The organism is Streptomyces sp. 147326 (assembly GCF_045000215.1).
In the GTDB taxonomy this organism is placed as follows: domain Bacteria; phylum Actinomycetota; class Actinomycetes; order Streptomycetales; family Streptomycetaceae; genus Streptomyces.
In genome coordinates this window covers 7,477,008-7,494,069 of the sequence record NZ_CP134201.1, presented here as the reverse complement: position 1 = coordinate 7,494,069, position 17,062 = coordinate 7,477,008, and the positions used below count along the sequence as shown (strand labels likewise).

Genomic DNA, 17,062 nt, shown 5'->3' with positions numbered 1-17,062 from the left:
CGTACGCCGTCGTGCTGGCCCTCCTGGGCGCGCTGGTGGTCGGCGCCGCCACGGCCGGCATCGCGGCCGGCTCGATCAGCGTCCCGGCCGACCAGGTGTGGGGCATCCTGCTGCACCGCGTGCACCCGTCCCTCGCCGAGCCGGCGTGGACCCCGGTGCGCGAGACGATCGTCATGGACGTCCGCCTGCCCCGGGTGCTGCTGGCCGGGGTGGTCGGCGCGGGCCTGTCGGTGGCCGGAATGGCGCTTCAGGCACTGGTCCGCAACCCGCTGGCCGATCCGATGCTGCTGGGCGTCTCCTCGGGCGCGTCGGTCGGCGCGGTGCTCGTGCTGGTCCTGAACCTGACGGTGTTCGGGCTGTTCACCCTGCCGGTGGCCGCGTTCTGCGGGGCCCTGGCCGCCCTGGTCGCCGTCTACTTCCTGGCCCGCTCGGGCGGGCGGATGACGACGGTACGGCTGGTCCTGGCGGGTGTGGCCACGGCCGAGGTGCTGTCGGCTCTGGCCAGCTTCCTGATCATCACCTCGAACGACCCGCACAAGACCCAGTCCGCACTGCGCTGGATGCTCGGCGGACTGGCCGGGACCACCTGGACGACGGTGTGGATCCCGGTCGGTGCGGTCCTGCTCGGGACGGCCGTTCTCCTCGGTGTCTGCCGTCCGCTCAACCTCCTGCTGGCCGGGGAGGAGGCCGCCGCGGCCCTCGGTCTGGACGTACACCGGTTCCGCGGCGCCCTGTTCACGCTGGTGGCCCTGATGATCGGCACGATCGTCGCGGTCAGCGGGCAGATCGGCTTCGTCGGACTGATCATGCCGCACGTGGTGCGGCTGCTCGTGGGCGCCGACCACCGCCGTGCGCTGCCCGCCGCGGCCCTCCTGGGGGCGGCGTTCCTGATCTCCGCCGATCTGGCCGCGCGCACGCTCATGAGCCCGGAGGAGATACCCGTGGGCATCCTCACCGCCCTCGTCGGCGGTCCCTTCTTCCTCTGGCTGATGCGACGGAAGGCCGCCCGGTGACCAACCGACCGACCGGAGAGCCCGGATACCTGCGCGCCGAGGACGTCAGCGTCGTGGTGAACGGCAAGGCACTGGTCCACCAGGCGTCCCTGCACGTGTCGGCCGGCGAGGTCGTGGGCCTCGTCGGCCCCAACGGCGCCGGCAAGTCCACCCTGCTGCGCACCTTCTACCGGGCGGTGCGGCCCACATCGGGCCGGGTCCTGCTCGACGGCGAGGACGTCTGGCGGATGCCGGGCAAACGCCTCGCCCAGCACCTCGCGGCCGTACTGCAGGAGACGTCAGGGGACTTCGAACTGACCGTGTACGACGTGGTGGCGATGGGCCGCACCCCGCACAAGCGGGCTTTCGCGGGCGATGACGCGGACGACCGCGAGATCATCACCCGGTCCCTGGCGGAGCTGCGCGTCGGCTCCCTCGCGCACGCGCCGTTCGACCGGCTGTCGGGCGGGGAGAAGCAGCGGGTCCTGATCGCCCGCGCGCTCGCCCAGCGCACGGGGACCATGGTGCTCGACGAACCGACCAACCACCTGGACCTGCGTCACCAGCTGGACGCACTGCGGCTCGTGCGGCGCCTCGGCGTCACCGCCGTCGTCGCGCTGCACGACCTGAACCTCGCCGCGGCGTTCTGCGACCGGATCTGCGTGATGACGGGCGGCCGCGTCGTCGCCACCGGGCAGCCCTCGGAGGTGCTGACGGCGCCGCTGCTGTCCGAGGTGTACGAGGTCGAGGCCGAGGTCATCGAGCATCCGCGCACCGGGGTGCCGTTCGTCAGCGTCCTGCCCGGCTACGAGGGGCCGGCCGACGGGGCACCGGAGGGAGGGGAGCCGGCCGTTCGCCGGGACTGACCGGTACGCCGCTCACGCGGCCCTCGCGGCAGTGCGGGCGACGGGGTGCAGGGCCGCGTACTCCAGCGGCGCCGACGGGTCGATCGAGACGTCGAGCTGCGCCGGAGCCGAGCCCGACCGCACCAGGAGGTCGCCGACGGCGGCGATCATCGCCCCGTTGTCGGTGCACAGGGTCAGCGGAGGCACCCGCAGCTCGACCCCGGCCGCCGCGCACCGTTCCTCCGCCAGTGCGCGCACCCGCGAGTTGGCGGCGACCCCGCCCACCACGACGAGCGTCCGCACTCCGTACTCCCGGCAGGCGGCCAGGGCCTTGCGGGTGAGCACGTCCGCCACGGCCTCCTGGAGGGAGGCGGCGCCGTCGGCCAGCGGGATCTCCTCGCCGCGCAGCCGGTGCTGTTCGGCCCAGCGCGCGGCGGCGGTCTTCAGCCCGGAGAAGGAGAAGGCGTACGGGGCGTCTCCAGGACGCGTGAGCGGGCGCGGGAACGCCACCGCGCGGCCGTTGCCGCCGCGGGCGGCCCGGTCGATGGCCGGCCCGCCCGGATAGGGCAGGCCGAAGACCCGGGCCACCTTGTCGAAGCACTCCCCGGCCGCGTCGTCCACCGTGTCGCCGAGGTGCAGGATCGGATCGCGGACGAGGTCCCGTACGAACAGCAGCGAGGTGTGCCCGCCCGACACGATCAGCACCATGCACGGGTTCGGGAGCGGCCCGTGCTCCAGGGTGTCGGCGGCGACGTGTCCGGCCAGGTGGTGCACGCCGTACAGCGGCACGCCGGCCGCGTAGGCCAGGGACTTGGCACCGGCCAGCCCGGCCTGCAGCGCGCCCGAGAGGCCCGGTCCGGTGGTGACCGCGACGGCGTCGATGTCGGAGATCCGCAGCCCCGCCTGGTCCAGGGCCTCCCGTACGACGGGGTTGAAGGCGTGGAGGTGGGCGCGGGCGGCGATCTCCGGCACCACCCCGCCGAACCGCGCGTGTTCGTCCATGCTCGACGCCACCACGTGCGCGAGCAGCCGGCCGTCGGACACGATCCCGGCACCGGTCTCGTCACACGACGACTCGATGCCCAGCACCACAGGAGAGCCCACCAGATCCTCTTTCGCATCCATAAAGCAGTTGCACATTGGTCGCAATAAGGTACGCCGCCGGAAGGGGTTCGACGCGAACGGGTGCCGGCGGGAACTCGTACCGCACCCCGCACGACTACCTCTCCGGCGGCTCGCGCACGGATGACCGCGACGGGAGCAGCGCCGTACACGTACCCAGGATCTGGAGAGCCGATGACCGGAAGGCAACCCGAGACCCGCCCCCGCCCCGCCTGGCCGCGCTGGGCGCCGCCGCCGGCCCTGGCCGGCTTCGTCGTGCTCCTCGCAGCCGTGTTCGCCCTCTCCTACGGGGTGGGATCGGCCGCCGGGCCGGTCGCTCCCGGCCTGCACCGGACCGGCTCCGATGCGGGATCCGGCGGCGGTACGGGTGACATGGGCGGCATGGGCGGTACGCATCCGGGGAGCGGGCGGTGACCGCGGACGCCGCGGCCGGCACCCTGACCACGACCGATCTGACCGTCGGCGGTATGACGTGCGCGGCCTGCGTGAACCGGGTGGAGAAGCGGCTGGCGCGGCTCGACGGGGTGACCGCGACGGTCAACCTCGCCACCGGGAAGGCGCGGGTGAGCCATCCGCCGGCCGTGACCGTCCAGGACCTGGTCGAGGCGGTGGAGCGCGCGGGTTACACCGCCGAGCCACCCCCGGCGCCCGTACCGCGTGAGGAGTCCCCGCGTGAGGAGTCCCCGCGTGAGGAGTCCCCGCGTGAGGAGTCCCCGCGTGAGGGGTCCCCGCCGGTGGAGCCGCCCGGCGACGGCGAAGGCGAAGGGGAACGCCTGGAGCGCGAACGGCTGTTGATCACCGTACTGCTCTGCGTCCCGGTCCTCGTGCTGTCGATGGTGCCCGCCCTGCAGTTCCGCAACTGGCAGTGGCTGTGCCTCACTCTCGCCGCTCCGGTGGTCGTGTGGAGCGCCCTGCCCTTCCACCTGCGGGCGGTACGCGGACTGCGGCATGCGGCGGCCACCATGGACACCCTGGCCTCCCTCGGGGTCGCCGCCTCGTTCTCCTGGTCCCTGTACGCGCTCTTCCTCGGCGGCGCCGGCGATCCGGACATGCGGATGCCGTTCACCTTCCTCCCCTCGGCGGGAGGGGAGGTCGCGCACGTCTACCTGGAAGCCGCCGTCGGAGTTCCCCTGTTCGTCCTGGCCGGACGCCATCTGGAGGCGCGGGCCCGGCGCGGCACCGGCGCGGCCCTGCGCTCACTGGCCGGGCTCGCCGTCAAGGACGTGACCGTACGGGAGGACGGCACGGAGCGGCGGATCCCCGTGGAACAGCTGCGGGTGGGGCAGGAGTTCCTCGTGCGGCCCGGCGAACGGGTAGCCAGCGACGGCGTGGTGGTCTCCGGCAGCTCTGCCCTGGACCTGTCCCTGGTCACCGGTGAGAGCGATCCCGTGGAGGTGGGGCCCGGCCGGAAGGTGGTGGGCGCCGCCGTCAACGCCGGCGGGCTGCTCCTCGTACGGGCCACCGCGGTCGGCGCGGACACCCAGCTCGCCCGGATCACCCGCATGGTCACCGAGGCCCAGGCGGGCAAGGCGCGGGCCCAGCGGCTGGCCGACCGCGTGGCCGGGGTCTTCGTGCCGGTGATCCTGACCCTGGCGGTCACGGTCCTCGGTTTCTGGCTCGGCGCCGGGGCGGATCCACAGGCGGCCGTGACCGCGGCGGTGGCGATCCTCGTGGTCGCCTGTCCGTGCGCGCTGGGGCTGGCGACCCCCACCGCGCTGCTGGCCGCGACCGGCCGGGGCGCGCAGCTGGGCGTGCTGGTCAGCGGTCCGCAGGCGCTGGAGGCACTGCGGCACGTGGACACCGTAATCCTGGACAAGACGGGCACGCTCACCACCGGACACATGAGCGTCGTCCACGTCACCGCGGTCAGCGGCGGCATCGGGCGCGAGGCGGTCCTGCGCCTGGCCGGGGCCGTGGAGCAGGGCTCGGAGCATCCGCTGGGCCGCGCCCTCGCCGCGTACGCGCAGCGCGCACAGACCGGGGGCACGCTGCCACCGGTCACCGGCTTCCTGGCCACTCCCGGGGCGGGCGTCACCGGGTTCGTGGAGGGGCGGCGCGTCGACGTGCTCTCCCCCGACGACGGCCTGCCGAAGTCGCTGGTGCAGGCGCTGGCCCAGGCGGAAGCGGCCGTTCTCACGCCCGTCCTGGTCCGGGTGGACGGCTTCGACGAGGCCCTGATCGCCCTCGGGGACGTCCTGCGCCCCGGGAGCTACCGGGCCGTGGACGGGCTGCGCCGGCTGGGAGTGGAACCGGTGCTGGCCACGGGTGACCGCGATGCCACGGCTCGTACGGTCGCCGCGCAGCTCGGCATCGCCGCGGTCCATGCGCGCTGCACTCCGGAGGGCAAGGCCGAACTGGTGACCCGCCTGAAGGAGGAGGGGCGCCGGGTGGCGGTGATCGGCGACGGTGTGAACGATGCCGCCGCCCTGGCCCGCGCCGATCTCGGCATCGCCATGGGCAGCGGTACGGACGTGGCGATCGGAGCGGCCGACGTGACGCTGGTGCGCGGTGACATCGAGGCCGTGGCGGACGCCGTCCGGCTGGCCCGTCGCACCCTGGGGACGATCCGCGCCAACCTCGTCTGGGCGTTCGGCTACAACGCGGTCACCGTGCCGCTCGCCGCGGCCGGCTGGCTCAACCCGATGGTCGCCGCGGCCGCGATGTCCGCCAGCTCGCTGCTGGTGGTCGGCAACAGCCTGCGCCTGCGGGCCTGGCAGCCCTCACCGAAGCGCCACGGCGGCGTGGCGGCACCCCGTTCCGGCCGAAAGGACTTCCAGCGATGACCGGTCCCCTTCCCCCCACGTCGCCGGCCGAGGCCTGGTTCCGCAGCCGCCGGCTGCGCGAGGGGCTGATCTCCGTGCTCGCACCGGTGACCGCCTGTCTCACGGCCCTGGTCGGGCTGACCGCCTGGACCACGGCGGGAGCGGCGGGCACTCCGGCCCGCATCGAGGTCGGTCTCGGGCGGGTCTTCCTGCCGTACGCCGACAAGGAGCGCACCGCCGCGTTCTTCCGGATCACGAACACCGGGGGGTCCGGCGACCAGTTGGTCTCCGTCACCTCCCCCGTCGTGGAGGCGGTGATGCTGAGCCGGCACACGAGTGCCGCGGGGGCGGATTCCATGCGCATGGCCCCCTCGGCGGAGATCCCCGCCGGCTCGACGCTGCAGATGTCCCCCAGCACGCTGGACGTGATGATGACGGTCAAGGGCCGCTGGCAGGTGGGTGACGCCGTGCCCTTCGTCCTGCACTTCCGCAACAGCGGGCCCGTCGAGGCCGTGGCGTTCGTCGTGCGGCCCGGCAGCTGAACCGCTCTTCGTCGCACTTCTTCAGGTCTCGTGCGATCTTTCCGTCTTCGGGAACCCGGAGCCCGCGCCGTCCGACTACTGCGGCGTAAGGGGCGGACACCGCGGCGAAGTCATCCTGCCGCGGAGGATCGAGGGACGAGTGATGGGCGGGCTGGACGTCCACATGCGCGAGGTGGCCTGCCGGCACGGCCGGGTGGAGGCCGTCGCCGAGGTGGATCTGGAGATCGCGGCCGGTGAGCGGGTGGCCCTGACCGGAACGAACGGTTCGGGCAAGACCACGCTGCTGCGTGCCGTGCTCGGCCTCCACCGGCAGGTGTCGGGCTCGATCACGGTCGGCGGACGCGGCACCGGTTCGGCCGCGGAGTGGGCCTGGCGGCGCCGGGCCTGCGCCTGGATCCCGCAGAAGCCGGCCGCCGGGCGCTTCCCGCTGCTCGGCGGCGAGCTGCTGGCGAGCAGCGGCGCTCCGGGGGACGCGGCCGAGGCCGCGGACCGGCTCGGGGTGGGTCCGCTGACCGGGCGGCCGCTGCACACCCTCTCCGGGGGGCAGTTGCAGCGCATGTACCTGGCCCGGGCGATCGGCTGTGTCGCCGCCGGGGCACAGGTGCTCCTGGCCGACGAGCCCACCGCCGCCCTCGACTTCGACGGCCAGGAGGAAGCGGCGGACGTCCTCACCTCCCTGCCGGTGACCCTCGTCGTGGTGACGCACGACCGCACGCTGGCGGAGCGCTGCGACCGGGTACTGGAGATGGCCGCGGGCCGGCTGCGGGAGGTCCGGTGACACTCGCCACCGCCGACCTGGGCGAACTCCTGCAGCTCCTGCCCGTGCAACGGGCGGGCATCGCCCTGCTGCTGGCCGCGGTCGGCCTGCCCGTCATCGGGGTGGTCATCGTCGGGCTCGACATCATGCCGGTGCGGTTCGCGATGATGCACGTCGCGTTGCTCGGTATCGCGGTCGGCCTGCTCACCGGCCTCGACCCCATGCTGTGCGCTCTGGTGGCCTGCGCCCTGGCCGGCGCGGGCGTCGCCCCGCTCGCCCGTACCCCGGACGGGCTGTCCGGGGCGATGGGGCTGCTGATGAGCCTGGCCATCGCGGCGGCCCTCCTCCTGCTCGCCGTGTCGGGAGTCAACGCCTCCGGCGCGTTCGCCCTGCTGTGGGGCTCGATCCTGTCGGTGGGCACCGCCGATCTCGTCGTCCTCGGGGTGCTCGCCGTGGTGGTCCCCGGTCTGTTCTGGTGGCGGCGCCGCGAGATCGGCCTGCTCCTCTACGACCGCGAGCTCGCGCAGTGCTCCGGCGTCCCCGTGCGGGCACTGACGGCGGCCCTCCTGGTGCTCGTCGCCATCGCGGTCGCCGGGGCCATCAAGCTCACCGGCGCCCTGCTCGTCGACGCGCTGACCCTGCTGCCCGCGCTCGCGGCCCGCCGCCTCGGCAGTTCGCTGCGGTCGATCACCCTGTGGGCGGTCGGCATCGGCGTCGTCGTCAACCTGACGGGGTTCCTGCTGGCCCTGTGGCTGGACTGGCCGCCCGGCCCGGTCCTCGTCCTGACGGCGGGGGCGCTCGTCCTCGCCGTGCACTTCATACCCGAACGGAGAATCAGCTCATGGCGCGCACCGGCGTCCGTATCTCTTCCTTCCTCGCACTGAGCGCGGCAGTCCTCCTCACGGCCGGTTGCGGAGGCGACGGCGACACCGGCACCAGCGCCGCCGCCGACGGCCCGGCGAAGGCCGGCGCCCCGGCCGGGAAGAACAAGCCCGTGGTGGTCGTGACCACCACCTGGGAGGGCGCGTTCGCCAAGGCCGCGGGGGCCGAGGACGTCAAGGTCATCGTCCCGCAGTCCGTGCACCACGCCCCTGACTACGACCCGAAGCCCTCGGACCTCGCCGCCGTCGCCAAGGCCGACTTCGTGCTCTACGCGCCGTTCGAGCCGTACGCCGCGAAGATCAAGGAAGCCGCCGGCTCCAAGGCGAAGCTGGTCGAGGTCAACCTCGACAACGACCCCGACAAGGTCAAGGCCGAGGTCGACAAGCTGGGTGCTCTCTTCGGCACGGCGGACGCCGCCACTCAGTGGAAGACCGGCTTCGACACCGAGTACGCGAAGCTGAACAAGGACGTCCAGGCGGCCTGGCCCGGCGGCAAGAGCCCCTCCGTCGTCACCCAGGTCTTCACCGCCTGGGCCGCGAAGCTCTCGGGCGCCACCCCCGTGGGCACGTTCGGGCCCGAGGCCGTCACCCCGGCGCAGCTCGCCGATCTTTCCGCGAAGAAGCCTGCGCTCGTCCTGGACAACGCCCACATGTCCACCGGTACGGTCCTGCCCGACTCCGGCGCCAAGCAGGTCAAGATCGTCAACTATCCGGGCGAGGACCTCGACCTACTGCCGGTCTACCGCAACGCGGCGGCCGAGCTGAAGAAGGCCATGGGCGCCTCGTGACCGCGCGCCGCACGGCGTAGCGACGACGGGAGGGCACGCGCTGGGCGCGTGCCCTCCCGTTCCTGCTGGGGCGGGGCCCGGCCGGCGCGGCGCCGGCCGGGCCCCGCCGTCTCATCCGGCCTGGGCGAGCGGGACGCTGCCGGTCGCCAACTGCGGGACGGTGCCGGTCCCCAACTGCGGGACGCCGGTCGCCGGCCGCGGGACGGTGCCGGTCTCCGGCTGCGGGCGGATGTCGGTCAGGCGCGCGCGCAGGGCGCCCCGGTCGGGCTTGCCCGCCGGGGTCAGCGGGAGTTCGGCCACGACCAGGAGCCGCTCGGGGAACTTGCGCTGCTCGAGCCCGCACTCCGTGAGGTGCGCGCAGAGCTCCTTCAGGGACGGCGCGTGCGCCGTGCGGGGAACGACGCAGGCCGCCAGCCTCTCCCCCATCACCGCGTCCGGAACGCCCACGCACACCACGTCGCGCACCGACGGGTGGGAGGCCAGCCGGCGTTCGACCTCGGCGGGGCTGATGTTGGCGCCGCCGCGGATGACGATGTCCTTGAGCCGGCCGACGATGTGGAGGGTGCCCGCCCCGTCGAGGAAGCCGAGGTCTCCGGTGCGGACCCAGCCGTCGGGGGTGCGGTAGCGGGCGTCGAGGTCCGGGGAGGCGACGTAGCAGAGCGGGGTCATCGGGCCGCGCGCGATGATCTCCCCGACGCTGCCGTCCGGCAGCGGCTCGTGCGTTTCGGTGTCGGCGATGCGGATGTCGGCGACCCGGGGGTCGGGGCGCCCGGCCACGACCCCCTGGCCGTCGGCGGGCGGGGTGTCGTTGGCCAGTCCGGTGTGGCAGTTGACGCCGTCGGCCGAGCCGTAGAGGTTGACGACCGGGCAGCCGAACGCGCGGGCGGCGTCCTCGGCCGTGCGCTCGTCGAGCGCGGATCCGCCCAGGACGAGGGCGGTGGGGGCGGGCAGCGCGCCGCCGTCGCCCTCGAGCCGGTCCAGCATCATCCGGACCATCGTGGGCACGCCGAGGATGTGCGTGGGCGCGTGCTCCCGCACCGCCGCGAGGGCCGCTTCCGGGGTGAAGTGGTCGAGGAGGACCAGCGTGCCGCCGTGCCGGGCCAGGGTGACGGCCGTGCCGTTCGAGCCGAAGGCGGAGGCCAGCGGCACCAGGAAGAGGCAGCGCGGCGCGGTCCCGTCGGGCATCAGGGAGGCGAGGAAGTTCCCGCGGCCGCCGGCGAGGGCGTTGTGCGAGTACGCGACCATCTTCGGCTCGGCCTCGGAGCCGGAGGAGACCAGGATGCGGGCCGCGCTGTCCGGGTCGGGCCGGGCCGGTACGAAGGCGCTCGCGTCGGAGCGCAGCAGGGCAGAGAAGGCGACCGTTCCCTCGGGTGCCGTCCCCGCCCCGGCTGCGATCACGTGCCGGAGGGCGGGCAGGGCCGGCGCCAGGGTGTGCAGGTCGGCGGCGTGCCGGCTGCCTCGGTGGTCGATCGCGGCGATGACGGCGACGGCCTCGGCGCGGCGAAGCAGGCATTCCGCTTCCAGGCTGCCGCGGCCGACGGGGAAGGGCAGGGCCACCGCGCCGAGGGCGGCCAGGGCCAGGTCGGCGATGACGGCGTTCCGGTGGTTGGGGAGCTGGACGCCGACCACGTCGCCCGGTCCTATGCCGAGGTCGCGCAGGCCGGTGGCCAGGGCGCGCACCTTGCGGTCCAGTGCGGTGTAACAGAGCGGGCCCTTGGCGTCGATGACGGCGGTGGCGTGCAGGTCGGCGATCTGCCGGGCCCGGAAGAGGCTGTAGAGGTCGAGGTCGGGGCAGGTGCCGTCGACCACCCAGGAGCGGCGGAGGTCGGCGGGCAGCAGGTCGTGCAATTCGACGGTCATCCGAAGCTCCAGGGGTCGGGAACGGCAGGGGCGCCGTGCGCGTCGCGGCTGATCGAGCCGGTGAAGCGCCGGTCGTGGTGCAGGTCGGCCAGTTCGGTGGTGACGGCGGTGGCCGTCAGGCCGTGCTCCCGCAGCTGCTTGAGGGCGTCCGCGGTGGGCAGTTCGCGCAGGTCGTACGCTCCCGCGGCGGCGGCGCCCTCGTCGGTCGGGGCGATCCAGCCGTCGGCCGTGGGCAGGGGGCGCCGGAATCCGGCCGGCCGCCGGGGGTCCTCGCCCCGGACCGCACGTCGCAGCGCGGGCGCGGTCAGCGTGTCGGCGGCGCCGAGCAGGGAGGAGTCCACCCGTACGCCGTGACCGGTGCGTTCGCGCAGCAGGAGTCCGGCGAGGACCGCCTCGGTGCCGTGCAGTCCGCCGAGGACGTCGAGCAGGGTCATCAGCGAGGGGGCCGGGGCCTCGTCCTGGGGGCGGACGGCCTCGCCGACCGCGGTGCGGGCCTGGACCATGAAGTCGGTGCCGATGGGGGCGTCGCCGAGCCGGTCGGCCCAGCCGCTGGTGTACGCGTAGACGAGTGCGGGGTTCACCGCCGCGAGGTCGTCGTGGTCCAGGCCGAGTTCGGCGGCCTTGCCCGGGGCCCAGTTGTGGAGGAAGACGTCGGCCTCCGCGGCCATCTCGCGCAGCCTGCGCCGGTCTGCGTCCGCCTTGATGTCGATCTCCACCGCCTGCTTGCCCCGGTTGAGGGCGAGCCAGCGCGCGGAGATTCCGGAGCAGGCGGGCGGCATGCCGCGCAGCGGGTCCCCGCCCGGCGGCTCGATCCGGATCACCTCGGCGCCGAGCAGGCCCAACAGGTGGGCGGCGAGCGGGGCCTGGATGCGGCGGCCGGCCTCCAGCACGGTCAGTCCGGCCAGCGGCCGGCCCGCGGAGGGGCCGTCGCCCCGCCCGGCCGCCGTTCTCGGACGGCCGGCTTCCGGCTCGAGGAGCCGCAGCGCCCAGGGAGCGGCGCCGTCGTCCTCCAGTGCCCTTTCCGCGAGGGTGCGCAGGACGCAGACTTCGGCGCCGGAGAGCGCGGCGGCCCGCCGGATGCCCGTCATGGGGATGGCCCGGGTGACCTCGTGGAGGGCCGGCGGGAACGGCGCGCAGGCGGTGGCGTACCGGAACTGGAAGGGCCGCCAGCCTGCCCGGATCGCATCGGCGGGCGCCTCCAGTGCCCGCCAGAAGGCGGCCCAGGCACCCGGGTCGAGGGTCTCCAGCTCGAAGAGGACTCCCTCGGCGGAGCGGAAGGGCGGGCCGCCGGCGGCGAGTTCGGCCGCCTCGCCCTCGTCGGCTCCGGCTGCGGCGAGGTACTGGGACACCGTCAGCAGGCCCGCCCGGTCCGCGCGGGTGGTGACCTGGGCGGCGGGCCCGCCCCGGGCCTGGCCTATCAGGCCGGCGAGCAGTCCCTGCACGGTCAGGACGGCGGTGGCCGTGGCCGCGTAGTCGGCGGCCAGTCCGCGCGGGGAGCCGTCCCGGCGGCCGTGTACGGCCATGATGCCGGTGGCGGCCTGGACGGTCGCCTCGTCGACGAGCCCCCTCGCGGGACCCGCCCACGTGGCGGCCGCCCGCGCCGGTGCGAAGCCGCCGCCGGTGAGCGTGATGCGGTCCGGCGGGGCCTGGCCGCCATGGTCCCCGGTCGCGCCGAGCATGCGCAGGTGGCCGGCGACGACCTCCGTGATCTGCGGGGGCCCCGAGGTGTCGAAGCGCAGTGTGTCGAGCGGCCGGACCGTCTGCGTGGTGGCTGGTGACGCCATGCCTCTCCTCTCCCGGCGCGGCGGTGGCCGTCGCCCGGTTCGTGCGATACGCGGGAACCGGGGAGCGTTCGCACCCGACCAGTTCCACGGACAGACAGTCGGACAACCGTTCCCACGAGTTCCCGGGAATGAGGAGGAAAACAGTGATAGATCCAGGCACGGCCGCCCCACACGAGCTCCGAGGAGCCGAGTTGAAAGCCCGGGTCGGCGCGTTCGTCCGCGGCCGGGTGATCCCCCGGGAGGGCGTGCTGGACGCGGGCGGCCCGGCGGCGGCCGCAGCGCTCGCCGAGCTGAGGGGGCAGGCCCGGGAGGAAGGGCTCTGGGCGCTCCCGCTCCCGGCCGAACTGGGCGGCGGCGGACTGTCCTTCGCCGCGTACGCCGCGCTGGCCGAGGCCGAGGGCGCCAGTGACCACGGTCCCGTCGCGCTCGGCTCCGCTCCCCTGCTCGACGTCACCATGCTGGCCCGCCACGGCACGCCCCGGGTCCACGAGGAGTACCTGGAACGGCTGGTCGCCGGGGAGATGCGTACCTGCTACGCGATGACCGAGCCGGACGTGCCGGGCACCGACCCGTTCTCGACCGCCACCGGCGCCGAGCGCCTTGCGGACGGCAGCTGGCGCGTCACCGGCCGCAAGTGGTTCACCTCCGGCGCCGCGGGCGCCGACCTGGTGACCGTGCTGGCCCGCACCGGCGGAACCGCCGGGGACCGCGAAGGCCTCTCCCTGTTCCTGGTGCCCACCGCCTCCCCCGGCTTCCGCGTGGTCCGCGAACTCCCCGTGCTCGGCGCGGCGGGTCAGTACGAGATCGAACTCGACCGGGTCCGCGTGCCCGCCGACCACCTCCTCGGCGAGCCCGGCAACGCCCTCGCCCTCGCGGGTGAGCGGCTGCTGCTGGGCCGTACGCTGCGCTGCCTGCGCTGGCTGGGCCAGGCCCAGCGCGCCTTCGACCTCATGTGCGCACGGGCCGCCACCCGCAGCGGATCCCGTGGGCCCCTCGCCGACCACCAGCTGGTCCAGCAGCACGTCTTCGACGCCCTGCTCGCGCTGCGCACCACGCGTCCCCTCGTCCACGAGGCGGTGGGCCTGATCGCGGCCGGGCAGGACGCCCGTACGGAGGTGGGGCTGGCCAAGGTCGCCGCCGCCCGCATGCTCCAGCAGGTCACGGACTCGGCCATCCAGGTCCACGGCGCCGCCGGGCTCGGTCCGGACACCCCCCTGCCCGCTCTCTTCCGTACGGGGCGCGCCGCCCGCATCCTCGACGGCCCCGACGAGCTCCACATCACCTCCGTGGCCCGCCGCGTCCTGCGCGAGCACGGCACGGGGGGGCCTACACGCGGGTGATGTCGACGAGGCCGTCCAGCGCGGCCAGCCCGAGCGCCAGGAAGAAGTCGCCCCAGATCAGCTCGTGCCGGACCGCCAGTCCCTTCGCGGCGTCGTAGCAGCCGTCCAGCAGCATCCCCGGCGGGCGGCCGGAGCACGCGCCGGTCAGGTGGGCCTGTGCCAGGCGGTTCAGGATGGCCACGGCCCGGTCCGAACACGCTTCCGCCCGGGGGCCGGAGGCCCGTGCGAGCTTCAGCAGGGCCACCGCGGTGATCGCGGCGGCCGACGTGTCCAGGGGGCCGCCGGGCCGGGAGGCGCCGGCCGGCGGTACCAGCCGTCCGGAGAGCACCTCCCCCTGCGACAGCAGCTGTCCGGCCGCCTCGTCGAGCCGGGCGGAGTCACCGCTCACGAGGCCGGGCCGCGTCAGGGCGTCGGCGACGGCCAGGAGCAGCCAGGCCTGCCCCCGGCTCCAGCCCGGCGCGGGTTCGTCGCAGCGCTGCCATCCGGCGCCCTCGTCGAACAGCCGGGCGGGCCACAGCCACGGGCGCCGCTCCCCGCCCGAGCCGAGGCAGAGGTCGAGGTGCCGGTGGAGGTGGCCGGCCGCGGCGGCCGTGCCCTTCGCCCCGGCGCCCGCCAGCAGGGGCACCATGCCCGGTACGCCGTCCACGCGGGCCAGCAGGCGGGGCCCGCCCAGCGCGTCGCCCCAGGGCACCAGGCCGAGTTCGGGGTCGTAGGCCGACAGGCAGGCCCGGGCGGCCCGTTCCCGCAGCCGGGCGGCTTCGGGATCGGTTCCGGCGAGCGAGGTCCCGTACCAGAAGATCAGGCCCCGGGTGGCGGTGTCGGCGTCCGCCCACGGCGCGAGCCGGGCGGTGCACGCGGCGGCGGCCCGCCGGTCGGCGTCGGTGCCGGTGTAGCGGGCGCGCAGCCACAGCAGCCCCGCCCAGAAGCCGCCGGTCCACGAACCTCGGCCGGTGGTCGTCCATCTCCCGTCGTCGGGCTCCGCGTGGAGCGGAAAGCGCTCGCCGACCTGGGCCTCGGTCACGCTCACGCGCCCGATCACGGCTGCGAGGGCGTTTTCGGCCCAATCCACGGGTGCCGTCGCGGTGTTCACGAGGTGACCTTCCGCCGGTCCCGCGCGGCCCAGGCGAAGGCGACGGCTCCCGCCGCCGCGAACTCCACGGCGACCAGCAGCCACCCGTAGCCGTACCGGCCGCTCCCGGCCAGCAGGCCGAACAGGGGCGGCCCCAGGGCGAATCCGCCGAAGAACCCTGCCGCGACGAGCGCCGAGTCCTGCCCGGCCCGGCCCGGGGCGGCCCGCTGCATGACCAGCACCATGGATACGGCGTTCCCGGAGACGGCGAACACGCCGACGGCGACCGCCCCGATCCACACCAGCGGGCCCGCGAAGAGCGCGGCGCCCAGGAGGAGGGCCGCCCCGAGCGCACCGCAGGCGAGCCCTCCCGGCAGCCACTCGGCCCGCCCGGGCCGGGCCGCCTTCGACCAGCCGATCCGGCCGGCGATCCCGGCGACGCCCAGTACGGCGACCAGGGCGCCGGCGGCCGTCGGTCCCATGCCCAGGCGCTGCGCCCCGAAGAGGGCCAGGTAGGTGTTGACCGAAGCGATGCCGGCCCCGAGGAACAGCGAGAAGGCTGCCAGCCAGGCGACCATCCCGCGGGGAACGAGCGAGCCGCCCGGTCCGGCCGGGGGCGGCGGGGCATCGTCGGGCAACGCCCGCAGCGCCCACCCCCCGGCGAGCAGGGCCGCGCCGGCCGCCGTCCACACCGCACCCCGCCAGCCGATCCCGCCCGCCAGCATCACGAGGGGCAGTCCGGCCACGAAGGCGCCCAGCTGGACACCGGACTGCTTGAGTCCCGTCACCGCACCCCGCCGGGCCGCCGGAACGACGCGCATGATGGCCTTGTTGGTGGCGGGGTTGGCCAGCGCCTGCGGTACGCCGCCCAGTGCGACGGCGCCCAGCAGCACACCGGCACCGGGCGCGGCGCCGATCAGGGCGAGGGCCGCGGCCGACAGCAGCAGCAGGACGACCAGCGAGCGGCGCGGGCCGATCCGGTCGACGATCCGGCCGCCGGCCGGGGACAGCAGGGCGGCCGTCCCGAAGCCGAGCGTCGTCGTGAGGCCGAGGACCGCGGGCGACACGCCCAGTTCGTCGACCAGCCGCGGGCTCAGGGCGCCGAGCAGGAACAGCTGCAGCATCGAGAACGCCATGGCGCACGTGAGCAGCGCCGTCAGCCGGTGTTCCGTGGCCTCGTCCGCACGCGTCCGCACGGTCCCGGGTTCCTCCACCGCCACTGATGGCTCCCTTCCCCACGCTGCGCGCACTTCCTTCCGACCGGCCATGCAGTCGGCCGGCGAGGCCCTCCAGTTCCGCCCGCTCGCTGTGTTCCGGCTCACAAGGGGCAGGCGCTCAAGGCGCAGCCGGGCCGGCCACCAGAACTTGTCCAGAAGTGCGCACCCTTCTTCGAACTCCCGGAAGCTGGTGCGAGGATGAGCCCCGCCATGAACCCGGGCCGATGTTCACGAGTCGTACGGGCTGCGATGTTCGCAGCCCTCTGCGTGCTGCTCGCGGCCACCGGCCACATCCTCATGTCGGGCACGGCCGTGCCCTGGTGGGCCCTGTCCGCCGCGTTCGCCGGCACGGCGGGAGCGGCCTGGGCCTTCACCGGCCGGGAACGGGGGCTGCTCGCCGTCACCGGCGCGGCCGTCACCGTCCAGGCCGCGCTCCACGCGGGGTTCTCCCTGGCCCAGTCCCTGGTCCGCCCGTCCCTGCCCACCGGGGCCTCGTTCGCCCGCCAGTGGGCCGAGTACCTGACCTGCGGAGACGGGGCGACCGCCGCCGTCTCCGCGCGTGAGGCGCTGAAGGTGGTCAACGACGCCGGGGTCGGCGGGCTGGTCTTCCGGCCTCCGCCTGGCACCGCGCTCTCCGATGCCGCCGCTCATGGTCACCACGCCGTGCACGAGACGGCCGGCGCCGTGTCCGCCGGGACTGCGATGCCGGGCGGCGGCCACGACATGGGCGGCATGTCGCCGACCGCGATGCTCACCGCCCACCTCGTGGCCGCGGTGGTGTGCGGCCTGTGGCTGGCCTACGGAGAGCGAGCCGCCTTCCGCATCCTGCGCGCCGTCGCCGGATGGCTCTGGACACCGCTGCGCCTGCTGCTCCGCCCGGCCGCGACTCCGCACCCGCCGCGCGTCCTCGTACGCCGTGCGCGCCGGCGCCACGCGCTGCGCCGGCTGCTCCTCGTCCACGCCATCACCTCACGGGGTCCCCCGACGGGAACCGCTGTCCTCTGACAGCCGGCTCCCCGAGTACGCGTCGGCCTCCGCGTTCGCGCACGCCCCTCGCACCTCGGGCATCGGCCCTGCCTCCGGCAGGCCGTACACCCCTCACC

Annotated in this window: 15 protein-coding genes; 10 read left to right on the top strand and 5 right to left on the bottom strand. The window is 74.8% G+C overall.

Translation table 11 applies throughout. The annotated features are described in order from the left end of the window. Positions 1 to 11 precede the first annotated feature (11 nt). Positions 12 to 1,013: a FecCD family ABC transporter permease gene (locus RIU97_RS34405; protein WP_404961404.1), complete on the top strand. Its 1,002-nt coding sequence runs from the start codon at positions 12 to 14 to the stop codon at positions 1,011 to 1,013. Next, positions 983 to 1,858, top strand: coding sequence for an ABC transporter ATP-binding protein (locus tag RIU97_RS34400; protein ID WP_404963043.1), 876 nt, complete (start codon positions 983 to 985; stop codon positions 1,856 to 1,858). Before RIU97_RS34405 ends, RIU97_RS34400 begins: the two co-directional genes overlap by 31 nt. Before the next feature lie 12 nt (positions 1,859 to 1,870). Here the strand turns inward: RIU97_RS34400 and tsaD are convergent, their stop codons facing one another. Beyond that, positions 1,871 to 2,929 (bottom strand): tRNA (adenosine(37)-N6)-threonylcarbamoyltransferase complex transferase subunit TsaD, encoded by a 1,059-nt coding sequence (tsaD, locus tag RIU97_RS34395; RefSeq protein ID WP_404963042.1) that lies wholly within the window; start codon positions 2,927 to 2,929, stop codon positions 1,871 to 1,873. A gap of 204 nt (positions 2,930 to 3,133) precedes the next feature. Between tsaD and RIU97_RS34390 the strand changes: the two genes are divergently transcribed. The 6 genes from RIU97_RS34390 (at position 3,134) to RIU97_RS34365 (ending at position 8,689) form a co-directional block, all read left to right on the top strand. Next, a complete protein-coding gene (locus tag RIU97_RS34390) occupies positions 3,134 to 3,373 on the top strand; it encodes a hypothetical protein (RefSeq protein ID WP_404961403.1) in 240 nt (79 codons plus the stop codon). 53 nt (positions 3,374 to 3,426) lie between these two features. Further along, positions 3,427 to 5,742, top strand: coding sequence for a heavy metal translocating P-type ATPase (locus RIU97_RS34385; RefSeq protein WP_404963041.1), 2,316 nt, complete (start codon positions 3,427 to 3,429; stop codon positions 5,740 to 5,742). Next, complete coding sequence (locus RIU97_RS34380; protein WP_404961402.1) at positions 5,739 to 6,263, top strand: copper chaperone PCu(A)C; 525 nt, start codon at positions 5,739 to 5,741, stop codon at positions 6,261 to 6,263. The genes RIU97_RS34385 and RIU97_RS34380 overlap by 4 nt, the downstream gene beginning before the upstream one ends. A 142-nt stretch (positions 6,264 to 6,405) precedes the next feature. Continuing rightward, positions 6,406 to 7,041 carry a metal ABC transporter ATP-binding protein gene (locus RIU97_RS34375; RefSeq protein WP_404961401.1) on the top strand — a complete coding sequence of 212 codons (636 nt, stop codon included), beginning with the start codon at positions 6,406 to 6,408 and terminating at the stop codon, positions 7,039 to 7,041. Continuing rightward, complete coding sequence (locus tag RIU97_RS34370; protein WP_361770708.1) at positions 7,038 to 7,904, top strand: metal ABC transporter permease; 867 nt, start codon at positions 7,038 to 7,040, stop codon at positions 7,902 to 7,904. Before RIU97_RS34375 ends, RIU97_RS34370 begins: the two co-directional genes overlap by 4 nt. Beyond that, a complete protein-coding gene (locus RIU97_RS34365) occupies positions 7,862 to 8,689 on the top strand; it encodes a metal ABC transporter solute-binding protein, Zn/Mn family (protein WP_404961400.1) in 828 nt (275 codons plus the stop codon). The genes RIU97_RS34370 and RIU97_RS34365 overlap by 43 nt, the downstream gene beginning before the upstream one ends. Before the next feature lie 111 nt (positions 8,690 to 8,800). On the opposite strand, the gene RIU97_RS34360 is transcribed toward RIU97_RS34365, so the two are convergent. Continuing rightward, positions 8,801 to 10,549 (bottom strand): class I adenylate-forming enzyme family protein, encoded by a 1,749-nt coding sequence (locus RIU97_RS34360; RefSeq protein ID WP_404961399.1) that lies wholly within the window; start codon positions 10,547 to 10,549, stop codon positions 8,801 to 8,803. After that, positions 10,546 to 12,333 (bottom strand): CoA transferase, encoded by a 1,788-nt coding sequence (locus tag RIU97_RS34355; protein ID WP_404961398.1) that lies wholly within the window; start codon positions 12,331 to 12,333, stop codon positions 10,546 to 10,548. The genes RIU97_RS34360 and RIU97_RS34355 overlap by 4 nt, the downstream gene beginning before the upstream one ends. A gap of 128 nt (positions 12,334 to 12,461) precedes the next feature. Here RIU97_RS34355 and RIU97_RS34350 point away from each other — a divergent pair, with 128 nt between their 5' ends. Continuing rightward, positions 12,462 to 13,673, top strand: a complete 1,212-nt coding sequence (locus RIU97_RS34350) for an acyl-CoA dehydrogenase family protein (RefSeq protein ID WP_404961396.1) — start codon at positions 12,462 to 12,464, stop codon at positions 13,671 to 13,673. Here the strand turns inward: RIU97_RS34350 and RIU97_RS34345 are convergent. Together RIU97_RS34345 and RIU97_RS34340 are read right to left on the bottom strand one after the other, a co-directional pair. Continuing rightward, on the bottom strand, positions 13,660 to 14,700 hold the full coding sequence (locus tag RIU97_RS34345; RefSeq protein WP_404961395.1) for a sugar ABC transporter permease: 1,041 nt from the start codon (positions 14,698 to 14,700) through the stop codon (positions 13,660 to 13,662). The two genes, RIU97_RS34350 and RIU97_RS34345, sit on opposite strands and share 14 nt — an antisense overlap. 59 nt (positions 14,701 to 14,759) lie before the next feature. Beyond that, entirely contained in the window at positions 14,760 to 15,878 is a 1,119-nt protein-coding gene (locus RIU97_RS34340; RefSeq protein WP_404963040.1) for an MFS transporter, read from the bottom strand. Positions 15,879 to 16,208: 330 nt separating this feature from the next. Here RIU97_RS34340 and RIU97_RS34335 point away from each other — a divergent pair, with 330 nt between their 5' ends. Then, positions 16,209 to 16,964 carry a hypothetical protein gene (locus tag RIU97_RS34335; protein WP_404961394.1) on the top strand — a complete coding sequence of 252 codons (756 nt, stop codon included), beginning with the start codon at positions 16,209 to 16,211 and terminating at the stop codon, positions 16,962 to 16,964. Positions 16,965 to 17,062: the final 98 nt, after the last annotated feature.